Raw genomic sequence first — 26,978 nt, 5'->3', positions numbered from 1 at the left:
GCCACCCCATGGATCCACGTCCTTTTCTTACGAGTACCTGCATGCCAGTCCGACCGCTCCACCCGCTCTCGCTCGCCATCCTGTTCGCCCTCCCCATGCACGCATGGGCCGATGCCCCCGCCGGGGACCCCATCGTCGCGCCGGCTGCCGCAAGCGCCAGCACCGAGCTGGACCGGGTGGTTGTCACCGCCACGCGCACCGAGCGGGAGATCGCCGATGTCCCGGCCACCGTCTCGGCGGTCGATCGCGAGGAGATGGACCGGATGATCGCCCGGGACCTGGAGGACCTGTTCCGTTACGAACCCGGCGTCACCGTGACGCGCGACGTCGGCCGGTTCGGCATTGGCGACATCCGCATCCGCGGCCTCGGCGGCAACCGGGTGCGCCTCGAAACCGACGGCATCCCGGTGTCCGACGCGTTCTCGATCGGCAGCTATTCCAATGCCAACCGCAACTTCGTCGACCTCGACACGCTGAAGGCGGTCGAAGTCGTTCGCGGGCCTGCCAGTGCACTGTACGGCTCGGACGCGCTGGGGGGCGTGGTCGCCTTCATCACCAAGGATCCGGAGGATTACGTGGGTGACGACGACGCGTACGTCGGGTTCAAGCTCGGCTACGACGGCGACTGGCAGGGCCTCTTCGGCGGCGTCACGAGCGCATTTGCCGGGGACCGCTGGAGTGGGCTGGTCGCCATCGGCCACCATCAGGGCCAGGAAACGGAGAGCATGGGCACGAACGATGTCGTCGGCAGTGCCCGCACGACGCCCAATCCGCAGGAGCGCGACGGCCGGAGCCTGCTGTCCAAGCTGGTGTACGACGTCAACGCGCAGCACCGGCTGCGCCTGACGGTGGAGGGCAACGAGGACTATGTCGACACCGACGTGCTTTCTTCGGTCGGGTTCAGCGCGATGACCGGCGCGACCACCACCTCCCTGACGGGCCGCGACCACCAGACCCGCGCCCGGGTGTCGCTGGACTGGCAGGCGAATGGCCTCGACGCCGCGCTCGCCGACAGTTTCAACCTCAAGCTCTACCGCCAGGACAGCGAGACCACGCAGGACACGGCGGAAGACCGCGTCCTGGGGTCCGGCGCCGCGCAGACGCGCCTGCGTTCGTTCAATTTCGACCAGCGCGAAGTCGGCCTGCAAAGCAACTTCTTCAAGGCCTTCACGACCGGCGGCGTCGAACACGCCTTCACCTATGGGCTCGAACTGTCGACCGATCGCGTCCGGCAGAAGCGCGATGGCCTGGTGGTCTACCCGGGGGGCATCACGAGTCCCGTCATGCCGCCGGACGTGTTTCCGGTACGTGACTTCCCGAACAGCAAGACCACCAACGCGGCGCTCTACGTGCAGGACGAGATGACGTTCGCCGATGGCCGCGTCACCCTAGTGCCCGGGCTGCGCGTCGACCACTACCGCCTCGAGCCGCAGGTCGACTCGATCTTCGCCGAAGACAATCCGGGTGTCGTGGTGGAGGAACTGGACGAGACCAGCGTGTCGCCGAAGCTGGGCGTCGTCTGGCGTTTCGGCGAAGGCTGGTCGACGTTTGCCAGCTATTCGCACGGCTTCCGCGCACCGCCGTACAACGATGTCAACCTGGGCTTCACCAACCTGCAGTTCGGATACACGGCGATTCCCAATCCCGACCTCGATCCCGAAACCAGCAATGGCGTGGAGCTGGGGCTGCGCTTCGACGGGGGCGGCACCTATGCCAGCCTGTCGGCGTACTACAACCGGTACGACGACTTCATCGAGTCGCTGCGCTTCATCGGGTTCAACAACCAGGGGCTGATGGTGTTCCAGTCGCAGAACGTGGAAGACGCCGAGATCCGGGGCGTCGAGTTCAGCGGTGGCCTCGACTTCGGTCGCTATTCCGACGGCATGGCAGGCTGGTCGCTGCGGGGTTCGGCGACCTGGTCGGAAGGCGAGGATCGCGCCGACGGCACGCCGCTGGCCACCGTCGACCCCTTGCGGGCGACGCTCGGCCTGGCCTATGACCGCAGCGACTGGGGCGTCGAACTCGCCGGCAGGTTCGCCGCGCGCAAGCGCGACCTGCCCAGCGATGCCGATTTCGCCACGCCGGGGTATGGTGTGCTCGACCTGCTCGCGCATTGGACCTTCGCGCCCGGCGCCACGGTCAACGCCGGCGTGTTCAACCTGGGCGATCGCACCTACTGGGCCTCGGGCGAACTCCCGCTCGGCACGCCCGCCGCGAGCGCCACCCTCGACCGCTACACCGCGCCGGGCCGCAACGTCGGCATCAGCCTTTCGGTGAACTGGTGATCCGACGATGAGCTTCCGTCCAATCCCGCTCCCGCAGCCCGTGCACGCCCGTCCAAGGATCTCCGCCATGAAGCATGCCCCGATCGCCCTCGCCATGTGCCTGGTCGCCCTTCCTGCCGCGGCCGGTGACGCGCCCGCAACCGACCGCGAGGCCATCCTCGCCATGCAGGGCGAGTACATCGTCGATTTCGCCTTCGACGAGACCGTGGCCCTGCAGGCCGGGTATGAGCGCAATCCCGCCATGCGCAGCGGGGCCGACGAAACCGTCATCGTGATCGAGGACCGCCCGGGGCGGATCGTGCTGCAGCACATCCTCGTCGATGCCAAGAGCCAGCACGTGACCAAGCATTGGCGGCAGGACTGGACCTACGAGGCGCCGACGCGCTTCGAGTTCAGCGACGACCAGACCTGGACGGTGCGCGCGGTCCCGGCCGCCCTGGGCGAAGGTGCGTGGACCCAGTGCGTCTACGAGGTCAGCGATGCACCGCGCTATTGCGGAACCGGGCGTTGGGAGCACCAGGGGGGCATCTCCACCTGGACCAGCGACCTGAGCTGGCGACCGCTGCCACGTCGCGAGTACACCAAGCGCGAAGACTACAACGCGCTTTCGGTGGTGAACCGCCACACCATCACCCCGAACGGCTGGACCCACGAGCAGTTCAACACCAAGGTCCGGCGCAACGCCGATGGCACCCGGGTGGAACTGGTGCGCGAGTTCGGTTTCAACGATTACCAGAAGGCCGACGGCATCGACTTCAGCGCCGCCTATGCGTACTGGGATGCCACCCGGGACTTCTGGGCGAGGGTGCGGTCGCGCTGGGACGGGTTCCTGCGCGACGGTACCGGTGCCCACCTGAAGACGAAGATCGACGGGATGGCGATGATCATCCCGTTGTTCACGCAGGCCTCCACGTTGGAGGAGGGCGGTGCGGTGAGTGACGGTGAGATCGACGCCGTGTTCGCCGAATGGGTGGAGCCGGCCGGCTCGACGCCGGTGGCAGGCGCACGCTGATAGCGCTCGAACCCCGCCTGTCGTCGGCGGCGGGCGGGGCGACGCGGTTGGCTAGACGAACGCGAGCGCCGGCGCAGGTGCCGGTGGCGGGGCAGGAAGCGCCGGCCGGGACGGTCCATCCGGTGCCGGAGGGGGTGCGGGTGGCGCGGGTGGCACGGGACGCGCCGGCGCATCCGGTGCCGGTGGCGGCGCGGGCGGTGCAGGCGGACGGGGAAGATTGATCAGCATCGGCTCCGGCACGGTCAGGCTCAGGCGGGCGCTCCTGCGGTCGCGGAGGTAATCCACTTCGACCTTGCTGCCCGATGCCTTGCCACGCAGGGCCTCCATGACTTCACGCGGCGTGGTGACGGCCTTCCCGTCGACCGTGCGGATCACGTCACCGCCCTGCAATCCGTCCAGTTCCGGCCCCGTGCTCACGACGAGCACGCCGGTGTCGGTACCGAAGTAGCGGCCCAGCGATGTATCGACGGTCGCCAGGTTCAGCCCATTCCAGCGGAATGCTTCCATGACCAGTGGGGCCGTGCACGCACCGCTGGCGCAGTCGGCCCGGCTGAGCTCGATGACCTGGTGACGGACATGGGGTGCGCTGGCAGGTGAATTCCCGTCGATGCGCCGGACGATGACGTCGCGTTCGATGCGGGGCGACTCGCCGAGCTCGACCTCCACCTCGTCCGCCTCGATGGAAAAGGTCCCGTCGCCGGCCTCGGCCCAGCGCACGTTGCCACGCGGGATCACCCGCTCGCCGTCCGTCCCGTACATCACCATCACGTGCTCGTTGAGTTGCGGCACGGCGCGGGCGCGGCGGGTCGCACCTCCGCGCTGGTACTCCAGTGCGACCGGGGTGCCGGTGGACAGGTCGGCCAGGAGGGTCCGTGCCTGGGCAAGCCGCTGGTCCGCATGGGACGCGTCGATCGACTCGCCGTCGATGCTCAGCAGTCGATCCCCCGTCTGCAGGCCTGCCTTGCTGGCACCACTGCCGGGCGTGACCGCGGCAATGCCGACACCACCGGCCTCATCGGCCGTGAGCACGACCCCCAGCACCGGTCTGCGCGTCTGGCGGCGGCTGATGACGATCGGCGGTTCCGCTGCCTCGCCTGCCGATCGCGACAGCTCGGCCACGCGTCTGGCGGCGGCTTCGAGTTCGGCGCGCGCGGCCTCCAGTTCGCTTCGCGCGGCGGCTTCGTCGGCATTGCCGGTGGATTGCGGCTGGGCAATGCCAGTGGCCATCGCCATCGCGCAGGCGAGTCCCAGTACGGGGCGAGAAATGCGTTTCATGTGGACCTCGGAGTGTTCAGGAGTTGAAGGGCAGCGATGCCATCAATCGATTCGCACCAGGGCGGCGCTCATGCTGCGGCCGTCCAGCACGTCCATCCTCTGGCTGACCTCGGTGGCGGCCAGGCTGCGCAGTGCGTCGATGCGGGCATCCCACAGGCGCATGCGCTCGTCCGGCAGCAGGTCGTCCCGCGTGAGCGACGCATCGATCCCGCCGATGCGGTCTTCGAGCGCAACGGCCAGGTAGGCACCGGATGCGCTGGCCATGCCGTCGTCGCGGACCAGGGCGACCATGGCTTCCAGTCGCGCCGATTCGGCATAACGGCGATCGAAGGCCTCGCCGGTGGGTGCGGGCTGCGGCGAGGTCGTGCCGGAGGCCGCCGGGCGGACCGGCGGGGCCGGCGTTACCCCTGTGTGCCTGTCGGCGGTGATCGCGCGGGGGGCGGGGTCGCGAATGGGTGCGTTGCCAGGCGTCGAGCCAGTGGGCTCGAGCTCGACCGCGGGGCGGTGGCGTGCCACTTCGTCCCCGGGGGGGCGGATGGCCAGTCGTTCGGACGACGGTGGCGATGCGTCGACGCGCGCGGTCGAAGGACGTGTGCCGGCCTCGCCGACCCTGTCCAGGATGCCCGGAAGGGTCGCCATCACAAGCGCCGCGAGGCCCGCCGCGGCGGCAAGCGGGACCCAGGCGCGGCGTCGCCTGCCACCGGGCGCGTGCGGATGCCGGGCGACAAAAGGCGCGGCGGCCCCGCGCTCGATACCGTGGATGGGCAGGCGAGCCGCAAGGCGCGGCCATCCATCTCCATCGGGCGTCTCCAGCGGCAGGGCGGCCAGTGCATCGCGCCACTCCTGGGGACGGGCGTTGGCGGGGGGGTTCGGATCACGCATGACGGACCTCCGGGACCAGGGCCGGCCGCGTCCTGCTGGCGGCCGGTCGTTCAAGCAGTTCGCGCAGGCGGCGTGTACCCCGCGCAACCTGAGACTTCGAAAAACTCGGCGTGCGCTCCATCAGCACCGCGATCTCGTCGTGGGTATAGCCTTCCGCGTGGTACAGCCACAGCACGCTGCGCGTCAGCACCGGCAGCGCCGCCAGTGCGCGCTGCAGGCACGCCGCGTCGGCGGCGGCGGGCGGCAGAGTGCCGGGGGCCTCCATCATCCGGTCGTCGTCGGGCAGTGCGACCTCATGCTCGTGCCTGCGCTGGTGACGCAGGCGCATCAGTGCCTCGTTGACGGCGACCTGGCGCAGCCAGCCCCAGAACGGGCTGCCCTTGTCGCCCCGGAAATCACCGATGCGCGCGAACACCTTCAGCATCGTCTCCTGCAGGACGTCGGCGGCCATCTCGCGGTCGCCGCACATCCTCAGCGCGAGCGTGAACACCGGCCGTTCGAACAGCCGGTACAGCCGCTCGAAGTCCCCATGCCGTCCGGCCAGCACCCCGGCCAGCAGGTCCCCGGGCACGTCGATCGCGAAACTTGAAGGAGTGGACGCCTGCATATGACCATCCTAGATGCACGCCGCGGCCAAAGCGTCGCAGGCCATCGAGCCGACGTCGCAAGGCCACCGCCCACCCGCGGGCCTGTCCGGTCGGCCGGGGCTCCGTCCGCTTACATCTGTGATAATCCGGCTCCCCCACCAGAATCCCGCCCCATGACCCAGAAGACCATCCTCAACGACACCCATCGCCGCCAGGGCGCCAAGATGGTCGATTTCGGCGGCTGGGACATGCCCATCCATTACGGTTCCCAGATCGACGAGCACCACCAGGTCAGGCGCGATGCCGGCATGTTCGACGTCAGCCACATGACCGTCGTGGACCTGCGTGGCGCCCGCACCCGCGACTTCCTGCGCCACCTCCTCGCCAACTCGGTCGACAAGCTGAAGAAGCCGGGCAAGGCGCTTTATACCTGCATGCTCAACCCGCAGGGCGGCGTGATCGACGACCTGATCGTCTACTTCCTGTCAGAGGAGTATTTCCGCCTGGTCGTGAATGCGGCCACCCGCGAGAAGGACCTGGCATGGATCCGGGGGCAGGCCACCGCGTTCGACGTCGAGGCCGTCGAGCGCGACGAGTACGCCATGGTCGCGGTGCAGGGCCCGAACGCGCGGGACAAAGTGCTGGGCCTGTTGCGCGAGGAGGACCGCGCGCGCATCGGCAAGCTCGCTCGCTTTTCCGCCGCCAGCGCGGAATGGGCCGCGGATGGCGTCGAACTGTTCATCGCCCGCACCGGTTACACCGGCGAAGACGGTTTCGAGGTGATCGTCCCGCTGGCGCACGCGGTCGCCTTCTGGGAGGCCCTGGCGGCGGCGGGCGTTCTGCCGGCCGGCCTGGGCGCGCGCGACACCCTGCGCCTGGAGGCCGGCATGAACCTGTATGGCCAGGACATGGACGACGAGGTCTCGCCTTACGAGGCCGCGCTGGGGTGGACGGTGGTCCTGGACGAGGGGCGCGATTTCATCGGCCGTGGGGTGCTCGAACGGCAGAAGGCCGAGGGCGCGCCCAGGCAGATGGTCGGCCTGGTGATGGACGACAAGGGCGTGCTTCGCCATGGCCAGAAGGTCCTCACCCCGCACGGCGAGGGCGAAATCCTGTCGGGCACGTTCTCGCCGACCCTGGGCAAGGCGATCGCCTTCGCGCGGGTGCCAGCGGGCGACATCGCGCCGGGTGTGGACGGCGGCGTGCGCGTCGACATCCGGGGCCGCGAAGTGCCCGTGCGGGTGGTCGGTTTCCCCTTCGTTCGTGAAGGACAGGTCCAGGAGGGCGTCCTCGCCTGAGTGCCATGAAGACCATCGACTACTACTTCAGCTGCATCTCGCCGTACGCCTACCTTGGCCATGCCGCCCTGCTGGACATCGCGCGCCAGCAGGGTGCGGACGTACGGTTCCGCCCCGTGCGCATCTTCGAACTGTTCGACGCGAACGGCGCGGTTCCGCTGAAACAGCGCGCACCGGCACGGCAGCGTTATCGCCTCGTGGAGCTGCAGCGCTGGCGCGCGCAGCGAGCGCTTCCGCTCAATCTCTCGCCCCGGTACTTCCCGGCCGACCCCGGCCTGTGCGACCGCAGTGCCATCGCGCTGCTGCAGGCAGGGGGCGATCCGGCGGCGTTCATCGAATCGGCGTTCCGCGCGATCTGGGTGGATGACCGTGACATCGCCGACCCCGAGGTCGTGGCGGAGCTGCTGGCGGCGAACGGTTTCGATGCGCAACCGATCATCGAAGCGGCAGGCCAGCACGCGGTCCATGCCACGTATGGAAGCAACACCGCCGAGGCGATCGCCGCGGATCTTCCCGGCCTGCCCGGCTATGTGCTGGACGGCGAACCGTTCTGGGGGCAGGACAGGCTCGACGCGCTGGAAGACGCCCTGGCGAGTGGCCGGCCGCCGTTCCCGCGCGGCTGACCGCCGCCTCCCGACCGGGCTTCAACGCTCAATCCGAAATCCGAAATCCGCTGTCCACGGACAGCGACCCCGTTAGACTAGGCACGCGATCCTGACGCCACTGCCGATACCAAGAGGCCCGACATGAGTGACATCCCCGGCGATCTGAAATTCCTGAAGTCCCACGAGTGGTTGCGAGTCGAAGGTGACGGCAAGGTCACCGTCGGCATTTCCGACCATGCCCAGGGTCTTCTAGGCGACCTGGTCTATGTGGAACTGCCGAACGTCGGCGACGAACTCGAGGCCGGCAATGCATGTGCGGTCGTCGAGTCGGTCAAGGCCGCGTCGGATGTGTACGCGCCGGTGTCCGGCACCGTCCTTGCGATCAACGAAGTGCTTGCCGACAAGCCCGAGACGATCAACGAGGACGCGTATGGCGACGGGTGGCTGTATACCCTGCAGATGTCGTCGCCCGACCAGGTCGACGCGTTGCTGGCGCCGGCGGACTACGCCGACCAGCTGGAGAACGAAGAACACTGAGTCCGCACCAAGTCCGCGTCGCTCCGCGCGACCGGCCGTACAAATCAACTCCGGGTCGCTCGACCCGGAGTTTTTTTTGTCCTCACGCCGTTGGCGTTCCGCGCACATTCCGCGCAAAAGGACTTGTGCGATGCGAAAACACCTCGTGCCCATGGAACTTTTTTCGTGGGTCCGGGAGGTGCGGGATGGATGCGGGGAAGTGCGTCGGCACAACGCTGGTCGTGCGCCCGAAGCAGCTGGACAAATTTTCGCCACATGCTTGAAAGCCTTGTCATTGCTTGCTCTCAAGGGCGCTGCTTGCGGACGCCATGCGTTCGCGAGTGCGCGTCATCGGACGTGGAGCGGGGAAGGGCCAGCCACGGTGAACCCGCTGGGAGCCGCATGCGGCAAGCGTTTCAGGTGCATGCGGTTGTTGACACCCGGGAAAACCGTGATTACGTTTCGCCAAGCAGAGGCCATCTGCAAAAGAACGAGTGAGCAAAGCGATCGCGACAACGTGCAGCACACAACCCGACACCGCCACGTCTTCCTCCACGGCGGGTATCGGTCTTCTGCCCTCTGAAGCTTTTTCGGACTTCGACATCGCAACCACCTCCAAGCTCGCGCGAGTGACATCCCACTCCCCCTGCCTTTTCAGCCGGAACCCGATGGACGCCCCCGTGGGCGGTCGCCGGGTGTCGGCCATGCTCCGTTCCGGCCCGCGTCCGCGCGTGCCGGCGGTTTGCCGCTGGCCCCTTGCCTGCGGTGATGGTTTGTACTGGGCACTACCCCGATCACCCGATCGGTCAACGCTGGATCACTGACGAGGAGCCACGCCATGGCCACTAAGAAAGCTGCGAAGAAGAAACCCGCCGCGAAGAAAGCGGCGAAGAAGGTCGCCAAGAAGTCGGCGACGAAGAAGGCCGCCAAGAAGACCGTCCGCAAGGCCGCCGCCAAGAAGGCGACGAAGAAGGCTGCCAAGAAGACTGTCCGCAAGGCCGCCGCCAAGAAGGCGACGAAGAAGGCCGCCAAGAAGACCGTCCGCAAGGCCGCCGCCAAGAAGGCGACGAAGAAGGCCGCCAAGAAGACCGTCCGCAAGGCCGCCGCCAAGAAGGCGACGAAGAAGGCCGCCAAGAAGACCGTCCGCAAGGCCGCCGCCAAGAAGGCGGTGAAGAAGGCTGCCAAGAAGACCGTCCGCAAGGCCGCCGCCAAGAAGGCGGTGAAGAAGGCTGCCAAGAAGACCGTCCGCAAGGCGGCTGCCAAGAAGGCGGTGAAGAAAGCGGCTGCGAAGAAAGTCGCCAAGAAGACCGTCCGCAAGACGGCGAAGCGTGCGGCCCGCAAGAAGGCCGCGCCGGCGGCATTGCCGAACATCCCGGCACCGATGATCTGACGGCCCCGATACCGTAATTACGGTCATCCAGCTCCCTTCCCGCGGCCCAGGCGGGGAGGGAGTTTTTTCATGTGGCGTTGGGAGGAGCGGGACCCCGGGGCACGAACGCCGGCCCCGGCATTCGCGGCGGCATCAGTGGCCGGCGTGGGCGACGGCGTGCAACCGCTCGCGCGGGGCGGGCAACCCGGAGAGGGACTGGTCGTCGTAATCGACGTCCAGCCATTTGCGCTCGGGCAGGCCGAGCGCGCTGTCGAGGATCATGGGCATCAGCCCCGACGGGAGGCCGCTGTTGGAATTCCACAGCACCACGACGCCGATGTCGCGATCCGGAATCACGGCGATCATGCCCCGGTATCCCTGGACCACGCCGCCGTGATAGGCCATGCGGTGCCCCGCATAGTCGTACACCCGCCAACCCAGGGCGTAGCCGGCATAGCCGATGCGTTCGCGACGCCACGGGCTGCCCATGCGGCCGGGCGTATCGACGACGGGCGCGTGCATCGTTGCCAGCAGCGGCGCCGAAAGCACGTCCGGGCGGTGGCCTGTCTGGGCCAGCAGCCATTGCGCCATGTCGCTCGCGCTCGCATTGACGCCCGCCGCGGGGGGCAACTGGTAGTAGGTAGGCTTCGGTGAAACCGATGCCCAGCCACCGCGCGTGCGGATGTGGGGCCGTGCCCAGCTGGGACTGCTTTCGATCGCTTCCAGGCCGAGGCTGGCATCGTTCATCCCCAGGGGCTGGAACAGCCGCTTGCGGACTTCCTGGCTGTAGAAGTCACCGGTGGCGGCGAATACCACGTCCCCGACCAGGCTGAAGGCCACGTTCTGGTAGGCGTAGCACGTGCCGGGCTCGCACCGCAGCCGCGGCTCGGCGAGCTTGCCGGCCAGGGTACGGTAGTCCACGTAGCGTTCGAGGTCGCGATCGTATGCGTTGCTGGGCAGGCCGAGCCGGTGGCTGAGCAGGTCGGCCACGGTGACCTGTTGCGCGGCACCGGGGTCGTTGAGCCGGAAGCTGGGCAGGTACTGGGTGACCTTGCTGTCCCAGCGCAGCGCGCCCTCGTCGATCAGCAGCCCGGTCATCGCCGAAGCGAAGCCCTTGGACAGCGACGCGAGACGGAACACGGTGTGAGAGTCGACCGGGCGGGGCGCCTGCATGTCGGTGACGCCGTAGCCCTTCGCGCTGAGGATCCGGCCATCGTGGACGATCGCCATGGCCATGCCGGGCACCTGCCGGTCGGCCACCAGCGCCTGCGCCATCGCTTCGAACCGCCGCACGTCGAAGTCGGGCGGGAGCGGCGTTGAGGTCACCGTGGAGATGGTGTCCCGCGACGCCCCGGCCGGCATGGACGGCGTGTTCATCGAGGACTGTGCCGTGGTCCCCAGCAGCAGCGGGATCAGGGCCGCGAGGGCCGCCAGGCGTCGCAGTGAACGGGGCCGGGCGGTCGCGTTATCTTTCATCGTTCGCAGGGCCTGCGTATGCTGGAAGTACAAACGATTCTGCGCTGACCCCGGCCGGGGTTTCAAGCCACTGGGAGGGATGTTCATGACGGGTTTCCTGATTCTGCTCGTGTTGTTGGCGGTCGTGGCGTTCTGGGCGGTCGGCATCTACAACGGGCTGGTCCGCGCACGCAACGCGTTCAGGAATGCATTCGCGCAGATCGACGTGCAGCTGCAGCGCCGCTTCGACCTGATTCCCAACCTGGTCGAGACCGCCAAGGCCTACCTGTCGCACGAGCGTGAGACGCTCGAGGCCGTGACCGCGGCGCGTAACGCGGCCCAGGCGGGCCTGGCGGCGGCCAAGGCCTCGCCCGGCGATCCGTCGGCGATGGCGGAGCTGTCCCGTTCGCAGGGCATGCTCGAAGGCGCGCTGGGTCGCCTCATGGTGACCGTCGAGGCTTATCCGGAACTCAAGGCCAGCCAGAACATGATGCAGCTCACCGAAGAGCTGACCAGCACGGAGAACAAGGTCGCCTTCGCACGGCAGGCCTACAACGACAGCGTGATGGCCTACAACAACAAGCGCGAGGTGTTCCCCTCGAGCGTGGTGGCCGGCATGTTCAACTTCGAGCCCGCCGCGCTGCTGGACATCCCGGCGGACCGTGCCGAGGTGCGCGAGGCTCCGAAGGTCCAGTTCTGATCCACGCGGTCGCGCTGCCGGCATGAACTTCTTCGAGCAACAGGCCGCAGCGCGACGCGGCTCGACCCGGCTGGTCGTCCTGTTCGCGCTGGCGGTCCTCGGGATCGTGCTGGCGGTGGACGTGGCGGTGGCGGTGGTCGCCGGAGCGTCGCCGGGCCTGATGCTGGTCACCAGCCTGGTGACGCTGGGTGTGATCGGCCTGGGGTCGCTGTATCGCATCGCCTCGCTGGGAGGAGGGGGTGAGTCGGTGGCATTGCAGCTGGGCGGCGTGCCGGTGCCCGAAGACACCCGCGACCTCAACCTGCGCCGGCTGCGCAACGTGGTGGAGGAGATCGCGATCGCGTCCGGCGTTCCGGTGCCGAAGCTCTACGTGCTCGAGCACGAAGCCGCGATCAATGCGTTCGCCGCCGGTTATTCCCCGTCCGACGCGGTGGTCGCGGTGACCCGGGGCGCGCTCGACCGGCTCAACCGCGACGAACTGCAGGGCGTCATCGCCCACGAGTTCAGCCATATCCTCAACGGCGACATGCGCCTGAACATCCGCCTTGTCGGCGTGCTGTTCGGCATCATGATGATCGCCCTCATCGGCCGCAAGGTCATGGTCCATGGCCACTACGCGGGGCGGCGCGAAGGCGCGGTGGCGGTGATCGTCGCCGCGCTGGCGGCGATGTTGATCGGTTCGATCGGCCTGTTCTTCGGGCGCATGATCAAGGCGGGCGTCAGCCGCAGCCGCGAGCGCCTGGCCGATGCGTCGGCCGTGCAGTTCACCCGCCAGACCGCCGGGCTCGCCGGCGCGCTGAAGAAGATCGGTGGCCTGCATGACGGGTCCCGCCTCGTGGCCCGTGCGGAGGCGGAGGAGGTCAGCCACATGCTGTTCGGCGACGGCGTGGGATTCCGCGGTCTCTTCGCCACCCATCCGCCGCTGGTCGAACGCATTCGCGCGCTCGAGCCGGGATTCGACGAGAAGGGGCTGGATGCACTGTCCCGGCGCTGGGCCGCGTCGCCGCCGATGGGCCTGGAGGAAGACGTGCAGATGGGCTTCGCGCCCCCCGCCGCTCAGGAACGGCTGCAGGCCCGGGGTGCCGAGCAGGTGCTGCGCCCCGACCATGTCTCCGCGCAGGTGGCGCACCCGGGTTCGGACGACTACCGGCGTGCCGATACGCTGGTCGGCGCCATGCCGCCTGCCTTGCGTGCGCTGGCGAGCGACCGTGAAAGCGTGGTGCCCCTGTTGCTCGGCCTGTTGATGGACGATCGAGCGGAGGTCGCGGCCGGGCAGGTGCGAGCGATCTCGGAGCGGCTTGGACGCGTGGTGGCCGAACGCGCCCGCTACCTGCGCGAGGACAGCCTGCGCGACCTGCATCCGGCACTTCGCCTGCCGCTGGCATCGCTTGCGTTCCCGGTCCTGCGGCTGCGTCCGCGTCCCGAACTCGAACAGTTCCTCGATGCCAGCAACGCCGTGATCCACGCGGACGGGGAGGTCAGCCTGTTCGAGTATTGCCTGGCGAGGCTCCTCACCGTACAGGTGCGGGAGTCGCTGGATCCCGCGCGTTACGCACAGGTGGGACGCAAGCGGACGCCGGGCGTCAAGCGGGAGTTCCAGGTGTTGCTGTCGGTCGTGGCGCAGGCCGGCCACGCCGACGAGGCCAGTGCGCGCCGCGCGTATCTGGCGGGGCTGAATCGCGTGCTGCCCCGCGACCACCTGCCCTATGCGCCGCCGGCCGATGGGGTCGCCGCCCTGGACGCCGTCTGGCAACCGCTGGATGCGCTGGACCCGCTGGCGAAGCAGGTCATGGTCGAGGCCATCGCAGAAGCGATCGTACACGACGGGCGCGTGAGCGTTGCCGAAGCCGAGCTGCTCAGGACGATCTGCGGCGTGCTGCACTGCCCGTTGCCGCCCATGCTGGGTGCGAAGGGCGACTGAGCCCCAGGACGGCGAGGCACCGGTGAGCTGCGTGGTCCAGTCCTGCCGTCGGCATGCCGTGCCGGATGTATGTCGCCGTCGTATGGGAGCGCTACCATCGTCCCGGGACGCACGACATCGGTACCGGAAGCGGGGGCGTGATGGCACGGGGGCTCGGGCATTCGATGGCAGATATCGTGTCTGACGGCGCAGGCAGCGGCGTACGCGTCCGGGTGCGCCGCTTCCGCGGGATGCTGGGCGCCACGCCACCCCTGCTGTGGTCCCTGCTGTACTTCTTCAGCCTGCTGTGCGGCTACTACGTGCTGCGGCCGGTGCGGGATGCGATGGGTGCGTCCAGCAGCGCGCAGGCGGTGTTTCCCGTCGCCTGGGTCGACTGGGCGGCAGCGCGGGGCTTCGCACTGGGCGACTATGTCCTGCAGGTGCTCTTCAGCTTCACCTTCGTGGCGATGGTCCTGCTGCAGCCCGTGTATGGCGCACTTGTCGCGCGCTACCCGCGTCGCGTGTTCCTGCCCGTGGTCTACCTGTTCTTCATCGCCTGCCTGCTGGGATTCCATTGGATATTCCAGCATGAGGTTCCGGGGCGCGGCGGCCTGTTCTTCATCTGGGTCGCGGTGTTCAACATGTTCGCGGTCACCGTGTTCTGGAGTTTCATGGCCGACGTGTTCGACGACACGCAGGCAAAGTCCTTCTACGGGTACATCGGTGCGGGGGGCACGATCGGGGCACTGGTCGGGCCGCTGCTGACCACCATCCTGGTGGGGCGAATCGGCGTCGCGAACCTGCTGCTGGTGTCGGTCGCCTTCCTGGCGGTCTGCCTGTTGTGCATCCTCAAGCTCGGACACTGGGCGCGCCGGCGCGAACGCATGCACCACGATGCCAGCGGGGAGCGCGCGATGGGCGGTTCGATGCTGGCGGGCCTGCGCCGCGTTGCGACCGATCCGCTGCTGCGCGGCCTTGCACTGATCATGTTCTTCGGCGTGGGCGTGGGCACCCTGCTGTACAACGAGCAGGCGGCGATCGTGCGGACGTTCTACCCGGATGCCCGCGACGCCGCGCGCTACTACTCGATCATCGACGGCGCGGTGAACGCACTCACCCTGCTGGTGCAGGTACTGGTGACGCGCTGGCTGCTGCGCCGGCACGGTGTCGCTCCGGCCCTGCTCATCCCGGCTTTCGCGATCCTGTGCGGCTATGCGTTGCTGGCACTGTCCCCCATGCCGCTGCTGGTCGCACTGACACAGATCGCCACGCGCGCCGGGGAGTTTTCCCTGGCCAAGCCGGGGCGGGAGACGATCTATACGCGCGTGGACCGCGAGGCACGTTACAAGGCCAAGGCTGTCGTCGATACCGTGGTCTACCGCGCCGGCGACCTCAGCTTCGTGTGGTTGCACAAGTGGCTGGCGCTGTTCGGGAGCCGGGCTGTCTTCATCGCCGGGATGGGCGTGGCGGCGGGGCTGGTGTTCGCGGCGGCGAGCGTGATCCGCGAGCAGCGCAAGCTGCCGTCGAGCCGGAGGTCATCGTGACCAACGGCGCATGGCGCCGCCGCCGGAGCGGCGCAGAGTGCCGGGACAACGGGAGGACCAGGCGATGAAGCGACGCGACGTGATCAAGGCGGGACTGGGCGTGGTGGCGGGACTGGCGATGCCCGCGTGGGCAGGGAAGGCCACGGCGAACACGCCGATGCGCATCCTCGTCATGGGTGGTACCGGCTTCCTCGGGCCCCACTTCGTCGAAGCCGCCTTGTCGGCGGGCCATCGCCTCACCCTGTTCAATCGAGGCAGGACGAATCCGGAGCGTTTCTCGGACCCCCGTTACGCCGAGATCGAGCAGCTGCAGGGCGACCGCAAGACCGACCTGTCGGCGCTGGAGGGCGACCAGCGTTGGGACGTCGTGCTGGACACCTCCGCGTACCTCCCGGCCGATGTGACCCGTTCGGTGACGCTGCTGGGTCCGCGGGTCGACCGGTACCTCGTGGTGTCGACGGTCTCCGTCAATGCCCGCAACGACATTCCCGACCTCGACGAAACCGGCGCACTGATCGAGTTGCCGGACCCCACGGTCACCGAGGTGAATGGCGAGACGTATGGCGGCCTCAAGGCGCTGTGCGAGAAGGCCGCCGAGGCCGCGATGCCCGGTCGCACCACGGTGGTCCGGCCGGGGCTCATCGTCGGCCCGGGGGACACCACCGACCGTTTCACCTACTGGCCCGCGCGTGCCGACCGTGGTGGCGAAATCCTCGCACCCGGTTCGGCCGCGGACCCGACCCAGTTCATCGACGTGCGCGACCTGGCGGCCTTCCTGCTGCACCTGCTCGAACAGCGCACCACGGGGATCTTCAATGCCGATGCGCCCGCCGGCTCGCTGACCATGGGCGACCTGCTCGATGCCAGTCTTGCCGCAGCAGGCACCCGTGCGACCGTGACCTGGGTCCCCGCCGGTTTCCTGGAAGCGCAACAGGTGAGGCCGTGGGCGGACATGCCCGTTTGGATCCCGGCGCAGGGAGAGTATGCCGGCTTCGGGCGCACCCGCACGGTTCGCGCCGAGGAGGCGGGCCTGCGGTATCGGCCGCTCGAAGCGACCGTAGGCGATACGCTGGCTTGGTGGCGCGCGCAGCCGGAGTCGCGTCGCACAAACCTCAAGGCGGGTCTGGCGCCAGGCCGGGAACGCGAAGTGCTGGATGCCTGGCACACCTCCTCGCGCGAGGGATGAGCTTGCACAGGCGCAGGAGGCGCCGGCTGGGCATGCTCGGAATCGGACTGATTGCCTTGCCGGTGATGGCGTCCGATGGTGTCCACCTCCATGAGACGCTCGAGCACTATCCGATCGATGGCGACAACGCGCGGCAATGGCATGCCGCGATGCAGGTGCATGGACCGCGTGACCTGGTGAGCGGCCGGGCGTACAGCGGTTTCACGCGCTGGTACGTCACTTGGAGCTGGGACACGTATCCGTTGAAGGATGGGGAGTGCCAGGTGGGCGGATACCAGGTCCGGATCGAGTTGAAGATGCAATTGCCGGAATGGACCGGCAGGTCGGAGGCCAGTGCCGGCCTGCGACGGGAGTGGGACGCACTGTACGGCCGTCTGCGCGACCACGAGGATCTGCATCGCGCGAATGCACTGGCCGCGCCCCATGCGCTCGACGGCATGCTGGCGGACATGGACGAGCCGATCCCGTGCGCCGGTTCGCGCAAGCGCATCGACCGTGCGGCCCGCGACCTGCTGTCACGCTTCCACGAGGCGGATCGTCGCCTGGATCGCGAGACACGCCATGGCCGGATCGCGCCCTAGCGCGGGATGTCGGCTGGACGGGGCGAGACCCACATCGTGATGTCCGCCCTGAATACCTCGACGCCCTTCGGATCACGCACTTCGACCAGGACCGGCAGCTCGTAGCCCTCGCGCGCGGCGATGATGGGCTTGCCCGGGGTCGCGACGGCGTGCATCGTCCCGTGCGCCCTGGCCAGGTAGTCCACCGCCATTCCCTTGGGGATCCAGCGCATCCCCTTCGGGAGGCTGGCGTCGAGCATCACCCCGCCGGCCAGCTCGGCTAGGTTGCACAGGGCGATCGCGTGGACACTCCCGATATGGTTGTGCACGCCGCGGCGGTCGCGCATCCGCACTTCGCAGCGCCCCGGCTCCAGCACCTCGAAGCGCGGTGCGATCGTCGAGAAATACGGTGCCTTGAAGCACACCGCGCGCGAAAACAGCCAGCGCCCCACGGGCCAGCGCCGCATCCGGCGCCAAGTGGCCAGCAAGGGGGCGACGCGGTTCGGCTCAGTCATGGGGCTGCCGCTCACGGGCTTCTCCTGCGGAAAAGGAAACGGCGGGTTGCCCCGCCGTCTCCGTCCTTGCCGTATCGATCACGCCGCGTCGCGCTTGGCGGCGGCTTCGATGCGGTCGCTGAAATAGCCGGCCGACCGCAGCTCCCAGGACTCGAAGTCGTCCACCGAGATCGCGTCGACGGTCATCTCGCGCAGCGCCTCGAGCTGCTTGCGCTCCTCGGCGGTGATCCAGCCTTCCTTCACGCCCTCGTCGAGCTGCGACTTGAAGTCCAGCGCCTCGATGTCGCTGTTCTTCAGGGCCTTGAGGAACTTGCGTTCGACCGGCTCCGCGAGCACCACCTGCGGCAGGTAGCTGTTGATGCGGCCGGCCGGATTGTTCGCGCCCGGCGTGGTGAAGATGCCCCGGGCGAGGCGGTCCCGCGCGTCGTTGGGCGACATCAGCAGCGACGCCAGCTTGTGGCCGAGGCGGTCGCTCGGCGCCTGCGCGCGGCGGCCCCACGGGAACACCAGCAGCCACAGCAGCCAACCCACCGGTCGCACTGGGAAGTTGCGGAGCGCGCTCGACAGGGCGATCTCCATCTTGTGCACGCTGTTGTGGAACGACCAGGCCAGCAGCGGCTGGTCGGACGCCGGCCGGCCCTCGTCCTCGTAGCGCTTGAGCATCGCGCTGGTGATGTACAGGTGGCTGAGCACGTCGCCCAGGCGGCCCGACAGCGATTCCTTGAACTTGAGCTTGCCGCCCAGCAGCAGCATCGAGGTGTCCGCCATCAGCGCGAGCGCCGCGGAATAGCGGTTGAGCTTGCGATAGTAGCGGCGGGTGTAGGCGTCGCCGGGCGCGCTGCCGAAACGCGCGCCGGTGAGGCCGAACCACCAGCTGCGGACCGCGTTGGAGATCGCGAAGCCGATATGGCCGAAGAGGTTGCGGTCGAACTCGCGCAGGCGCTCGGTCGGGTCGGGCAGGGTGGTGGCCTTCATCTCCTTCAGCACCCATGGGTGGCAGAGGATCGCGCCCTGGCCGAAGATCATCAGCGAGCGCGTCATGATGTTCGCGCCTTCCACCGTGATCGCGATCGGCGAGGCCTGCCAGCCGCGGCCGAGGTAGTTCTTGGGTCCCAGGATGATGCCCTTGCCGCCGTGGATGTCCATGGCGTCCTTGGCCGCCTCGCGGCCCATCTCCGTGCAGTGGTACTTGGAGATCGTCGACGGCACCGCCGGCAGCTCGCCGCGCGCGACCGCCGCGGCCGAGGCCTCCGACAGCGCGCTGGCCGCATAGGCATTGCCGGCGATCCGCGCCAGCGCTTCCTCGACGCCCTCGAAGCGCCCGATCGACAGGCCGAACTGCTTGCGGATGCGCGAGTACGCGCCGGTGACCACGGCCGCCATCTTGGCGCCGCCGCTGGCGGTCGAGGGCAGTGTGATCGAACGTCCGATCGACAGGCATTCGACCAGCATCTGCCAGCCCTTGCCGGCGTACTTCTCGCCGCCGATCAGCTGGCTGAGCGGGATGAACACCTCGCGGCCATGGATGGGGCCGTTCTGGAAGGGGCTGTTGAGCGGGAAGTGGCGACGGCCGATGTCGATGCCCGCGGTGTCGCGCGGGACCAGCGCCAGGGTGATGCCGATGTCCTGCTTGTCGCCGATGATCCCGTCCGGGTCGTACATCCGGAACGCCAGGCCGATCAGCGACGCGACCGGGGCCAGGGTGATGTAGCGCTTGTCGAAGGTGAGCTTGACGCCAACCACGCGTGCGCCGTTCCACTCGCCCATCGTGACGATGCCGTAGTCGGGGATGGAGGTGGCATCGGAGCCGGCCCACGGGCCGGTCAGGCCGAAGCACGGCACCTCGCGGCCATCGGCCAGGCGCGGCAGGTAGTGGTCCTTCTGCTCCTGGGTGCCGTAATGCATCAGCAGTTCGGCCGGGCCCAGCGAGTTCGGCACGCCAACGGTGGAGCTGACCACGCTCGACATCGACGCCAGCTTCTGGATGACCTTGTGGTTGCCCAGCGCGGTGAAGCCCAGGCCGCCGTACTCCTTGGGCACGATCATGCCGAAGAACTTGTTCTTCTTGATGAAGTCCCACATCTCCGGCGGCAGGTCGGCGCGGACATGCGTGATGTCCCAGTCGTCGATCATCTTGCACAGTTCTTCGACCGGGCCATCGAGGAAGGCCTGCTCGTCCTCGCGCAGGGTGGGGCGCGGCTGCGACAGCAGCGCGTTCCAGTCGGGCTTGCCCGAGAACAGTTCGCCCTCGAAGCCGACCGTGCCGGCTTCCAGCGCGACGCGCTCGGTCTCGGACAGCGGCGGCAGGATCTTCGTGTAGAACTTGAGCAGCGGCGCGGTGATCAGCGGCAGGCGGATCGCCGGCACCAGCAGCGGCACCGCCACCAGCGCCAGCAGCACGCCCGCGACGATGCTCGCAGCCGCGCTGGCACCCAGCAGCCAGGCGGCGACGAGGGCAGTGGCACTGACCGCGACCCACACCGCCAGGCGCAGACGGTGGTACGCGGCGAACAGGCCGACGACCAGCAGGACGAGGAAGGGGATCGCGATGCTCATGGCGACACTCCGGAAGCAGTATGGCGTTGGCGAAAGGACGGTTCGGCGCCCCCGGCCGCGTTCAATCGTGCGCCAGCCGCCGCGAAGAGCGGGTGACCCGGCGCGCGACGGTGCCGGCCGGTTGGCACCGCGTTAACATACGCATGAGTATGGTGTGGCGTTGCAGCATGTGTCAACCGTCGATTGTCCGCATACTGTCCCCTGCCCATACGTATGGTTACACTTGACACCATGACCGCATCCGCCTTGCCCAAGACCGAGCGCAGTGGCCGGCTGAGTGCCCACGACTGGGCCCAGGCCGCCCTTGACCAGATTGCCGAGCAGGGCGTCGCCGCTGTCGCGGTGGAGCCGTTGGCGCGCCGGCTGGGCGTGACCAAGGGCAGCTTCTACTGGCACTTCCCCTCCCGCGACGCCTTGCTGGTGGCGGCCCTTGAACGCTGGGAGAAGTTCGAGCAGGAAGAGGTCTTCGGGCAGCTCGAGCCCATTTCCGATCCGCGCGAACGCCTGCGCGCGCTCTTCAGCGTGGTCGCGCACGAGGTCAAGTCGCATATCGTCTATTCCGAGTTGCTGAAGGCGCTGGACCATCCCGCGGTGCAGCCGGTGATCGGCCGCGTGTCCGACCGTCGCCTCGAGTACCTCACTGCCTCGTTCCGCCAGGTGGGCCTGAGCCGTACGGATGCCCGCTACCGCGCTCAGCTGCTCTATGCCGCCTACGTCGGTTTCCTACAGCTCAACCTGCAGCTGCACCACACCCGCATGCAGCAGGATGAATTCGAAGCCTACGTCGAACACATGATGGACACCCTGATCCCGACCGACTGACGTCGGCGTCGCAGGCCGTTCCCGCGGCCTGGACCGTTGCCCGTATCCGTCTTACCTGTCGCATGTCCCGGAGTACCGCCGTGAACGCTCTCTCTTCCGAAGCCGCCAAGCCCCTGGACGACCAGGCCTCCCGCAGCCGCCTGCAGGCCCTGAACGACTGGGTCGCCGAGGTCGCGGCGCTGACCCGGCCGGACGCGATCCACTGGTGCGACGGCAGCGACGCGGAGAACGACGCGCTGGTCGCGCGGATGGCGGCGGACGGCACGCTGTTGCCGCTGAACGAGGACACGAACCCGGGCAGCTGGCTGCACCGGTCGCATCCGGATGACGTCGCCCGCGTCGAGCACCTGACCTTCGTCTGCACCACCGCGCAGGACGCTGCCGGCCCGAACAACCACTGGATGGCCCCGGCCGACGCGCACGCGAAGATCGATGCCCTGTTCGACGGCTGCATGCGCGGCCGCACGATGTACGTGATCCCGTATTGCATGGGCCCGATCGACTCGCCGCTGTCGCGCTGCGGTGTCGAGATCACCGACAGCCCCTACGTCGTCGCCAACATGCGCCTGATGACCCGCATGGGCACGCCGGCGCTGGCACGCATCGAGCGTGAAGGTGGCTTCGTCAAGGGCCTGCACTCGATCGGCGAACTCGACCCGGAGCGCCGCTTCATCATGCATTTCCCCGAGGAACTGACCATCAAGTCCTACGGGTCCGGCTATGGCGGCAATGCGCTGCTGGGCAAGAAGTGCCACGCGCTGCGCATTGCCTCGTACCAGGCGCGCAACGAAGGCTGGATGGCCGAGCACATGCTGATCGTCGGCATCCAGAACCCCAACGGCGAGACCCACTATATCGCCGCCGCGTTCCCGTCGGCCTGTGGCAAGACCAACCTGGCCATGTTGATCCCGCCCGAGGGCTACCAGCGCGATGGCTGGAAGGTCTGGACGGTGGGCGATGACATCTGCTGGATGCGCCCGGGCCCCGATGGCCGGCTGTACGCGATCAATCCCGAGGCGGGGTATTTCGGCGTTGCGCCGGGCACCTCGGCCCGGTCCAACCCGAGCGCGCTGGCCACCATCCAGAAGAACACCATCTTCACCAATGTCGGCGTCACTGCCGACAACCAGCCGTGGTGGGAGGGCCTGGACAATGGCCAGGCGCCGGTGACCGACTGGCGCGGCAATCCGTATGACGCGGCCAAGGGCCCGGCGGCGCACCCGAACGCCCGCTTCACCGTGAGTGCCAAACAGTGCCCGAGCTGGTCGCCGATGGCCGAGGACCCGCAGGGCGTGCCGATCAGCGCGATCGTGTTCGGCGGGCGCCGTGCCTCGCTGGTGCCGCTGGTGTTCGAGTCCCGCGACTGGACGCACGGCGTGCTGGTCGGTGCGGCGATGGGCTCGGAGACAACCGCGGCGGCGACTGGCGCGGTCGGCGTGATGCGCCGCGATCCGATGGCGATGAAGCCCTTCTGCGGCTACAACTTCGCCGACTATTTCGCGCACTGGCTGTCCTTCGACCAGACCGGTGCGAAGCTGCCCAAGGTCTTCCACGTGAACTGGTTCCGCAAGGGCGACGAGGGCGCGTTCCTATGGCCGGGCTTCGGCGACAACCTGCGGGTGCTCGAGTGGATGATCGGCCGCGTGAAGGGCGAGGCGGGCGGCATCGAGACGCCGATCGGCACGCTGCCGCGCGTCGACGACCTCAACCTCGACGGTGTCGAGCTGTCCGACGAGGCGTGCGCCAAGCTGTTCGGCTTCGAGCAGGCCGGCTGGCAGGCCGAGTTCGAGAGCATCGGCGAGTACCTCGACTCCTACGGGCCGCGCATGCCGCAGGCCCTGAAGGACGAGCAGCAGCGCATCGCCGCGCGGCTGGCGGGCTGAGTCGCCGATGGCGGCGCAGCCGGGCATGGCGGGCGTCCTGCCCGCCCAGCGCGAAGTGGAGATCGACGGGCGGCCGTTGAAGGTGTTCGACGGCCTGCTCCCGAACGTCGGCGACTACGTGCAGGCCCTGTCGCGCGCGGCGTTTACCCGCACCGAAGTCGCGCGCGAGGACACCGCGCAGTACCGCCACTGGGCCACCGAACTGAAGATCGACGCACTCGTGCAGCAGCCGATCTTCGAGATGACCCGTCGTGCCGTGCTCGGTTTTTCCACGCCCGGCCACGGCTACCGGCCGTACCGTGCGTACACCAATGTCGCCGGCTACGGCGACATGCTGTTCACCCATACCGACTGCCTGCCCGACCAGCACGACCTGACCGCGCTGTGGTACCTGTGCGACGAGTGGGACGTGGAATGGGGTGGGGAGACGGTGTTCTACGACGCCAGCGACGAGCTGGTGTGCGCGGTGCGGCCGCGGCCCGGACGGCTGGTGGTCTTCGATGGCGCGATCAAGCATGCCGGCCGTCCGCCCAGCCGCATCTGCTACGTGCCGCGCTACACCTTCGCCATCAAGTTCGAGCGCGTGGCGTTGCGCTGAGGCGGGCCTTCGCCACGCCTCAGCGCGTCTCCAGGTCTTTCCAGGCCGGCATTCGGGTGTGGGGGGCGACGGCGTTCGCCGCCCACTCGAGCGCCGCCTCCACCATCGGCTCGAAACGGCGACGCAAGGCGTCCCGCTCCGCGCGGCGGGTGGCCGGATCGTACAGCGCGCTCGCGTCCTTGCTGTTGCGCGCGAACACGGCGGCCACCCGATCCTCCCAGCCCGCGCCACCGAGGTCCAGCCCGAGCCACCTGGCCACCGATGCCACCCGGTCGACCGGGGCCTCCAACAGGGTGTTCATGCCCAGGCTGCGCAGCCGGTCCCCCGCGTCGTCCGCGAGGGCATCGGCATAGCGTTCCATCTGGGCATGCCACGTCAACACGCTGGCCTCGACGGGGTTGAAGGGGTGGTCGGGCCGGATACCGAGCGACGCCTGCAGGCGGGTGCCCGCGAGCAGGTACTGGACCATCCAGCGCAGTGGCTGCTCGGCACCCGGCAGCTTTTTCAGGCAGGAGTACAGGAAGTCCTCCAGCGAGCCGTGCAGAAGCACCGCGTGGCTCCCGGGAGTGGCCGCCAGCAGCTCGGGCAGGATCCGGTTCACGGCATTGGTCGGCTTGACCAGCACGTGGCCGCCCGCCTGCCATGGACGGCCGAGCAGTCGACACGCGGCATCCGTCCGCGCCGCCAGCGATGGGGTGCCGGGCCGATGGTCCTCCAGCGCGTGCGAGGCCAGGTCCATCAACACGTGCGGCTCCTTCAGCGCCACCGTCGCGGGCGGGGCGTGCAGCGCCCGCGCGAGGAGGGTGGAGCAGCAGAACGCCGTGTGGAAAAGCCAGGCGGGACGACCGACCGGCAATGCCGTGGCGTCGATCGCGCGCGGGCCGGCAGCGGACCACGGATCGCCCATGCGCTGGTCGAGGAACGGCGCGTCCAGCGTCGCCAGGTCCAGCTCGGCGAACAGGAAGCGGTCCACCGCCGGCACATAGCGGACTGGAAACACGCGGGGATCTTCGGCCGATGCGGATGCGGGGCCTGGCACGGGACACGACTCCTGGAGCACGCGATGGTATGCGGACGCTAGCAGAGACGGCAGGCTCGCGTCGCACGGGGGCACTGATACCATGCTCTCCGGCATGAGCCTTCCACCGCGTGCTGCGCCTCGAATGAGCGTGATCGACATCCATGGGCACCCGCTCGACGCATCGCTCGGGCCCCGTTGGCAACGCAGCGTGGCGCTCGCCCAGCAGGGCGACCTGGCGGGTGCCAGTGGGGAAATGGAGGCGCTGTTGTCGGCGCATCCCGGTTTTGCGCCGGGAATCCTGCAACTCGCGCAGTTCAGACTGGCCCGCGGGCATTACCGGCAGGCGATGGAGACTGCCGCGGCGCTCATGGACGCGCCGCTCCCGACGCTGGAGTTCGCCTGGCACGCCGTGCGCCTGCTCCGCCGCTTCGAACTGCATGAGGCGGTGGCCCGGGTGGCAGGGCGCGCGCCCTGGCCGCACTCCAGCGATGCGCGGTTGCTGCACGCAGTGGCGTCCGAACTCGTCCCGATCGGGCTCTACGACCTCGCCCGGCCCCTGCTGGAACGCGCAGGACGGCTGGCGCCACGCGTCGCGCCGCTGCAGGTCACGCGTGGCACGCTGGACTTCGTCTCGGGCGACCTGGAGGCATCGAGGCAACGCCTGCGCGCAGCCGCGTCCGTGCCCGGTCCGCATGTCGCACATGCGCTTTGGCTGCTGTCGATGCAACCGGAGGACGATCGCATCGACAGCGACCTCGAGGCCACGGCGGCCGCACTACGGAGCGTGCCCGATGGGAGCGGGGACGCGGCCTACCTGGCCTTTGCGATGCACAACCTCCACCACGCGGCCGGACAGTACGAAGCAGCGTGGCAGGCGCTCGCCCAAGGCTGTGCGATCAAGCAGCGGACGTCCGACCATGACCCGGTCGCGCAGGCACGCCTGTTCGATGCCCTGGGGTCGATGCATGTGAGCGGGGTCGCCACGCCCGTTCCAGTCGACGCTTCGGTGCGTCCGGTCTTCATCGTTGGCATGTACCGGTCCGGGACCAGCGTGCTGGAGCGGGTGCTGTCAGGCCATCCGGATGTCGCCGACGGCGGCGAGAGCCAGGTGATGCCGGCGGCGCTGCGGCTCGCCTTCGACCGCCCGGCCCGTTCGACGGTCGATCTGTCGATGGTCGTCGAGGCCGATCGCGTCGATCTCGCACCCGCAGCATCGTTCTTCCGGCGTCATGCCCGGTGGAAGGCAGGTGGAAGGGCCGTGTTCACCGAAAAACTGCCGGAAAATTTCCTGCTGGCCGGTTTCATCCTCGCGGCCATGCCGGAGGCGCGGATCCTGCACATGCAGCGCGACCCGATGGATACCTGCTTCTCCAACCTCCGCACGTTCTTCAGCGGCGCGGCGCCTTACAGCTACGACCAGGCCACGCTGGCGGACTATTACAGCGGCTATCGACGGCTGATGGACCATTGGCGGGCGCTGTACCCGGAACGCATCCTCGATGTCGACTACCAGCGGTTCGTGGACGACCCGGGCCCGGAAACCGAACGGGTACTGGCCTTCTGCGGACTCGATTACCGCCCTCACTTGCTGGATGTGGGCCGCCAGGGTGGCTACTCCGCCACGGCCAGCATCGGCAGCGTCCGCGCCGGCATCCAGCGCAACCGGGGAGGGGCATGGCGGCCGTACGCCGCGCATCTCGCGCCATTGCGCGAGGCCCTCGGCCACCTGTCAGGGCCGTGGTGACCGGGTCACGCGTCGCGCATCCCGAACCAGCAGTTGAACGCGACGGTGATCCGCTCGTCCTGCCCGTAGAAGGGCAGCACTTCGTGCTGCAGCCAGGACGGGAACAGCACCAGTTGCCCGGCCTTGAAACGGATGCTCCAGGTGCCGTGGTGGTAGGGCGCGCGCTGGCGCATGTTGCCCGCATCGGTGAAGTAGTTGCTGTAGTGGTGCGGGCTGGGGAAACGCAGGACCCCTGACTCCGGCCGGTCCGCGGGCGTCTCGCCGGGGTCGACGCAGTAGACCCCGGACCAGGAGGCCATCGGGTGGTTGTGCATGATCGTGAAGCCGCCGTGGCGGGTCACGTGGAACCAGGTGTGCGAGTAGATCTGCAGGCGTTGCATCTCAGCCGGCGAATAGCCGTTGAGGTCCTGGACGGTACGTCCCAGCGCGGCCCAGCAGAACTGCCTCAGTTGCTGGATGCACGGCTCGGGCCATGAAAACAGGTTGAAATCGCTTTCGAACACCCCGGCCTGCTGTTGCAGGGAGGGATTCGGGTTGGCGTAGCGCTGGCCTTCGGCTTCACGCGCAAGCAGCAGGGACCGGAGCTCGGGGTTGAGGCGCTCGGCCTCCGGCAGGCTGTCCTGGGCCATCGGGACGGCGAACATGGAGCTGATCTCGAGGGGCAT

Annotated in this window: 23 protein-coding genes; 15 read left to right on the top strand and 8 right to left on the bottom strand. The window is 68.4% G+C overall.

Features of this window, described 5'->3' with window-relative positions:
- Nucleotides 1–41: 41 nt before the first annotated feature.
- Both H4F99_RS06930 and H4F99_RS06925 read left to right on the top strand, forming a co-directional pair.
- Entirely contained in the window at nucleotides 42–2,285 is a 2,244-nt protein-coding gene (locus tag H4F99_RS06930; protein WP_182668997.1) for a TonB-dependent hemoglobin/transferrin/lactoferrin family receptor, read from the top strand.
- Between the two features lie 67 nt (nucleotides 2,286–2,352).
- Complete coding sequence (locus H4F99_RS06925) at nucleotides 2,353–3,297, top strand: DUF6607 family protein (RefSeq protein WP_182668996.1); 945 nt, start codon at nucleotides 2,353–2,355, stop codon at nucleotides 3,295–3,297.
- Between the two features lie 51 nt (nucleotides 3,298–3,348).
- Here H4F99_RS06925 and H4F99_RS06920 read toward each other — a convergent pair whose 3' ends face one another.
- The 3 genes from H4F99_RS06920 to H4F99_RS06910 are packed head-to-tail and all read right to left on the bottom strand — an operon-like array spanning nucleotide 3,349 to nucleotide 6,061.
- The gene (locus tag H4F99_RS06920) at nucleotides 3,349–4,572 is read right to left on the bottom strand and encodes a PDZ domain-containing protein (protein ID WP_182668995.1); all 1,224 of its coding nucleotides are present in this window, start codon (nucleotides 4,570–4,572) and stop codon (nucleotides 3,349–3,351) included.
- Between the two features lie 42 nt (nucleotides 4,573–4,614).
- Nucleotides 4,615–5,454 carry a hypothetical protein gene (locus H4F99_RS06915; RefSeq protein WP_182668994.1) on the bottom strand — a complete coding sequence of 280 codons (840 nt, stop codon included), beginning with the start codon at nucleotides 5,452–5,454 and terminating at the stop codon, nucleotides 4,615–4,617.
- Nucleotides 5,447–6,061 (bottom strand): RNA polymerase sigma factor, encoded by a 615-nt coding sequence (locus tag H4F99_RS06910; RefSeq protein WP_182668993.1) that lies wholly within the window; start codon nucleotides 6,059–6,061, stop codon nucleotides 5,447–5,449. Before H4F99_RS06910 ends, H4F99_RS06915 begins: the two co-directional genes overlap by 8 nt.
- 153 nt (nucleotides 6,062–6,214) lie before the next feature.
- Between H4F99_RS06910 and gcvT the strand changes: the two genes are divergently transcribed.
- The 4 genes from gcvT (at nucleotide 6,215) to H4F99_RS06890 (ending at nucleotide 9,850) form a co-directional block, all read left to right on the top strand.
- Entirely contained in the window at nucleotides 6,215–7,339 is a 1,125-nt protein-coding gene (gene gcvT / locus H4F99_RS06905; RefSeq protein ID WP_182668992.1) for a glycine cleavage system aminomethyltransferase GcvT, read from the top strand.
- A 5-nt stretch (nucleotides 7,340–7,344) separates the two neighbouring features.
- Nucleotides 7,345–7,962: a 2-hydroxychromene-2-carboxylate isomerase gene (locus H4F99_RS06900; RefSeq protein ID WP_182668991.1), complete on the top strand. Its 618-nt coding sequence runs from the start codon at nucleotides 7,345–7,347 to the stop codon at nucleotides 7,960–7,962.
- Between the two features lie 123 nt (nucleotides 7,963–8,085).
- Nucleotides 8,086–8,481: a glycine cleavage system protein GcvH gene (gene gcvH, locus H4F99_RS06895; protein WP_182668990.1), complete on the top strand. Its 396-nt coding sequence runs from the start codon at nucleotides 8,086–8,088 to the stop codon at nucleotides 8,479–8,481.
- An 817-nt stretch (nucleotides 8,482–9,298) separates the two neighbouring features.
- A complete protein-coding gene (locus tag H4F99_RS06890; protein WP_182668989.1) occupies nucleotides 9,299–9,850 on the top strand; it encodes a hypothetical protein in 552 nt (183 codons plus the stop codon).
- Nucleotides 9,851–9,982: 132 nt separating this feature from the next.
- On the opposite strand, the gene H4F99_RS06885 is transcribed toward H4F99_RS06890, so the two are convergent.
- Complete coding sequence (locus H4F99_RS06885; RefSeq protein WP_182668988.1) at nucleotides 9,983–11,305, bottom strand: serine hydrolase domain-containing protein; 1,323 nt, start codon at nucleotides 11,303–11,305, stop codon at nucleotides 9,983–9,985.
- 85 nt (nucleotides 11,306–11,390) lie between these two features.
- Between H4F99_RS06885 and H4F99_RS06880 the strand changes: the two genes are divergently transcribed.
- The 5 genes from H4F99_RS06880 (at nucleotide 11,391) to H4F99_RS06860 (ending at nucleotide 17,195) form a co-directional block, all read left to right on the top strand.
- Nucleotides 11,391–11,984: a LemA family protein gene (locus H4F99_RS06880; RefSeq protein WP_220481063.1), complete on the top strand. Its 594-nt coding sequence runs from the start codon at nucleotides 11,391–11,393 to the stop codon at nucleotides 11,982–11,984.
- Between the two features lie 22 nt (nucleotides 11,985–12,006).
- Nucleotides 12,007–13,905 (top strand): M48 family metallopeptidase, encoded by a 1,899-nt coding sequence (locus H4F99_RS06875; RefSeq protein ID WP_182668986.1) that lies wholly within the window; start codon nucleotides 12,007–12,009, stop codon nucleotides 13,903–13,905.
- 164 nt (nucleotides 13,906–14,069) lie between these two features.
- Nucleotides 14,070–15,428, top strand: a complete 1,359-nt coding sequence (locus H4F99_RS06870; protein ID WP_425488000.1) for an NTP/NDP exchange transporter — start codon at nucleotides 14,070–14,072, stop codon at nucleotides 15,426–15,428.
- A 64-nt stretch (nucleotides 15,429–15,492) separates the two neighbouring features.
- Complete coding sequence (locus H4F99_RS06865) at nucleotides 15,493–16,614, top strand: NAD-dependent epimerase/dehydratase family protein (protein WP_220481062.1); 1,122 nt, start codon at nucleotides 15,493–15,495, stop codon at nucleotides 16,612–16,614.
- Nucleotides 16,615–16,646: 32 nt separating this feature from the next.
- Entirely contained in the window at nucleotides 16,647–17,195 is a 549-nt protein-coding gene (locus tag H4F99_RS06860; RefSeq protein WP_182668985.1) for a DUF922 domain-containing protein, read from the top strand.
- Here H4F99_RS06860 and H4F99_RS06855 read toward each other — a convergent pair.
- Both H4F99_RS06855 and H4F99_RS06850 read right to left on the bottom strand, forming a co-directional pair.
- A complete protein-coding gene (locus H4F99_RS06855; protein ID WP_182668984.1) occupies nucleotides 17,192–17,689 on the bottom strand; it encodes a hotdog fold domain-containing protein in 498 nt (165 codons plus the stop codon). The two genes, H4F99_RS06860 and H4F99_RS06855, sit on opposite strands and share 4 nt — an antisense overlap.
- 78 nt (nucleotides 17,690–17,767) lie before the next feature.
- Nucleotides 17,768–20,245, bottom strand: a complete 2,478-nt coding sequence (locus tag H4F99_RS06850; protein WP_182668983.1) for an acyl-CoA dehydrogenase — start codon at nucleotides 20,243–20,245, stop codon at nucleotides 17,768–17,770.
- A gap of 231 nt (nucleotides 20,246–20,476) precedes the next feature.
- Here H4F99_RS06850 and H4F99_RS06845 point away from each other — a divergent pair, with 231 nt between their 5' ends.
- From H4F99_RS06845 to H4F99_RS06835, 3 genes are all read left to right on the top strand, one after another.
- A complete protein-coding gene (locus H4F99_RS06845; protein ID WP_425487999.1) occupies nucleotides 20,477–21,067 on the top strand; it encodes a TetR/AcrR family transcriptional regulator in 591 nt (196 codons plus the stop codon).
- A gap of 80 nt (nucleotides 21,068–21,147) precedes the next feature.
- Nucleotides 21,148–22,950: a phosphoenolpyruvate carboxykinase (GTP) gene (locus H4F99_RS06840; protein ID WP_343064159.1), complete on the top strand. Its 1,803-nt coding sequence runs from the start codon at nucleotides 21,148–21,150 to the stop codon at nucleotides 22,948–22,950.
- A 7-nt stretch (nucleotides 22,951–22,957) separates the two neighbouring features.
- A complete protein-coding gene (locus tag H4F99_RS06835; protein WP_246371423.1) occupies nucleotides 22,958–23,548 on the top strand; it encodes a 2OG-Fe(II) oxygenase in 591 nt (196 codons plus the stop codon).
- A 19-nt stretch (nucleotides 23,549–23,567) separates the two neighbouring features.
- Here H4F99_RS06835 and H4F99_RS06830 read toward each other — a convergent pair whose 3' ends face one another.
- A complete protein-coding gene (locus H4F99_RS06830) occupies nucleotides 23,568–24,548 on the bottom strand; it encodes a hypothetical protein (RefSeq protein WP_182668980.1) in 981 nt (326 codons plus the stop codon).
- Nucleotides 24,549–24,711: 163 nt separating this feature from the next.
- Between H4F99_RS06830 and H4F99_RS06825 the strand changes: the two genes are divergently transcribed.
- Entirely contained in the window at nucleotides 24,712–26,313 is a 1,602-nt protein-coding gene (locus H4F99_RS06825; protein WP_182668979.1) for a tetratricopeptide repeat-containing sulfotransferase family protein, read from the top strand.
- A 5-nt stretch (nucleotides 26,314–26,318) separates the two neighbouring features.
- Here H4F99_RS06825 and H4F99_RS06820 read toward each other — a convergent pair whose 3' ends face one another.
- Nucleotides 26,319–26,978 (bottom strand): TIGR02466 family protein, encoded by a 660-nt coding sequence (locus H4F99_RS06820; protein ID WP_182668978.1) that lies wholly within the window; start codon nucleotides 26,976–26,978, stop codon nucleotides 26,319–26,321.

Source organism: Marilutibacter penaei (genome assembly GCF_014145395.1).
Taxonomy (GTDB): domain Bacteria; phylum Pseudomonadota; class Gammaproteobacteria; order Xanthomonadales; family Xanthomonadaceae; genus Marilutibacter; species Marilutibacter penaei.
Note: the sequence above shows the minus strand (reverse complement) of the source record. Positions and strands in the feature narration are given on the sequence as shown.

What these genes read in the sequence shown, in the direction of transcription:
- H4F99_RS06930 (WP_182668997.1), top strand. Translation starts at nt 42, where the DNA reads ATGCCAGTCCGACCGCTCCACCCGCTCTCGCTCGCCATCCTGTTCGCC.
- H4F99_RS06925 (WP_182668996.1), top strand. Translation starts at nt 2,353, where the DNA reads ATGAAGCATGCCCCGATCGCCCTCGCCATGTGCCTGGTCGCCCTTCCT.
- H4F99_RS06920 (WP_182668995.1), bottom strand. Translation starts at nt 4,572, where the DNA reads ATGAAACGCATTTCTCGCCCCGTACTGGGACTCGCCTGCGCGATGGCG.
- H4F99_RS06915 (WP_182668994.1), bottom strand. Translation starts at nt 5,454, where the DNA reads ATGCGTGATCCGAACCCCCCCGCCAACGCCCGTCCCCAGGAGTGGCGC.
- H4F99_RS06910 (WP_182668993.1), bottom strand. Translation starts at nt 6,061, where the DNA reads ATGCAGGCGTCCACTCCTTCAAGTTTCGCGATCGACGTGCCCGGGGAC.
- gcvT (WP_182668992.1), top strand. Translation starts at nt 6,215, where the DNA reads ATGACCCAGAAGACCATCCTCAACGACACCCATCGCCGCCAGGGCGCC.
- H4F99_RS06900 (WP_182668991.1), top strand. Translation starts at nt 7,345, where the DNA reads ATGAAGACCATCGACTACTACTTCAGCTGCATCTCGCCGTACGCCTAC.
- gcvH (WP_182668990.1), top strand. Translation starts at nt 8,086, where the DNA reads ATGAGTGACATCCCCGGCGATCTGAAATTCCTGAAGTCCCACGAGTGG.
- H4F99_RS06890 (WP_182668989.1), top strand. Translation starts at nt 9,299, where the DNA reads ATGGCCACTAAGAAAGCTGCGAAGAAGAAACCCGCCGCGAAGAAAGCG.
- H4F99_RS06885 (WP_182668988.1), bottom strand. Translation starts at nt 11,305, where the DNA reads ATGAAAGATAACGCGACCGCCCGGCCCCGTTCACTGCGACGCCTGGCG.
- H4F99_RS06880 (WP_220481063.1), top strand. Translation starts at nt 11,391, where the DNA reads ATGACGGGTTTCCTGATTCTGCTCGTGTTGTTGGCGGTCGTGGCGTTC.
- H4F99_RS06875 (WP_182668986.1), top strand. Translation starts at nt 12,007, where the DNA reads ATGAACTTCTTCGAGCAACAGGCCGCAGCGCGACGCGGCTCGACCCGG.
- H4F99_RS06870 (WP_425488000.1), top strand. Translation starts at nt 14,070, where the DNA reads ATGGCAGATATCGTGTCTGACGGCGCAGGCAGCGGCGTACGCGTCCGG.
- H4F99_RS06865 (WP_220481062.1), top strand. Translation starts at nt 15,493, where the DNA reads ATGAAGCGACGCGACGTGATCAAGGCGGGACTGGGCGTGGTGGCGGGA.
- H4F99_RS06860 (WP_182668985.1), top strand. Translation starts at nt 16,647, where the DNA reads ATGCTCGGAATCGGACTGATTGCCTTGCCGGTGATGGCGTCCGATGGT.
- H4F99_RS06855 (WP_182668984.1), bottom strand. Translation starts at nt 17,689, where the DNA reads ATGACTGAGCCGAACCGCGTCGCCCCCTTGCTGGCCACTTGGCGCCGG.
- H4F99_RS06850 (WP_182668983.1), bottom strand. Translation starts at nt 20,245, where the DNA reads ATGAGCATCGCGATCCCCTTCCTCGTCCTGCTGGTCGTCGGCCTGTTC.
- H4F99_RS06845 (WP_425487999.1), top strand. Translation starts at nt 20,477, where the DNA reads ATGACCGCATCCGCCTTGCCCAAGACCGAGCGCAGTGGCCGGCTGAGT.
- H4F99_RS06835 (WP_246371423.1), top strand. Translation starts at nt 22,958, where the DNA reads ATGGCGGCGCAGCCGGGCATGGCGGGCGTCCTGCCCGCCCAGCGCGAA.
- H4F99_RS06825 (WP_182668979.1), top strand. Translation starts at nt 24,712, where the DNA reads ATGAGCGTGATCGACATCCATGGGCACCCGCTCGACGCATCGCTCGGG.
- H4F99_RS06820 (WP_182668978.1), bottom strand. Translation starts at nt 26,978, where the DNA reads ATGCCCCTCGAGATCAGCTCCATGTTCGCCGTCCCGATGGCCCAGGAC.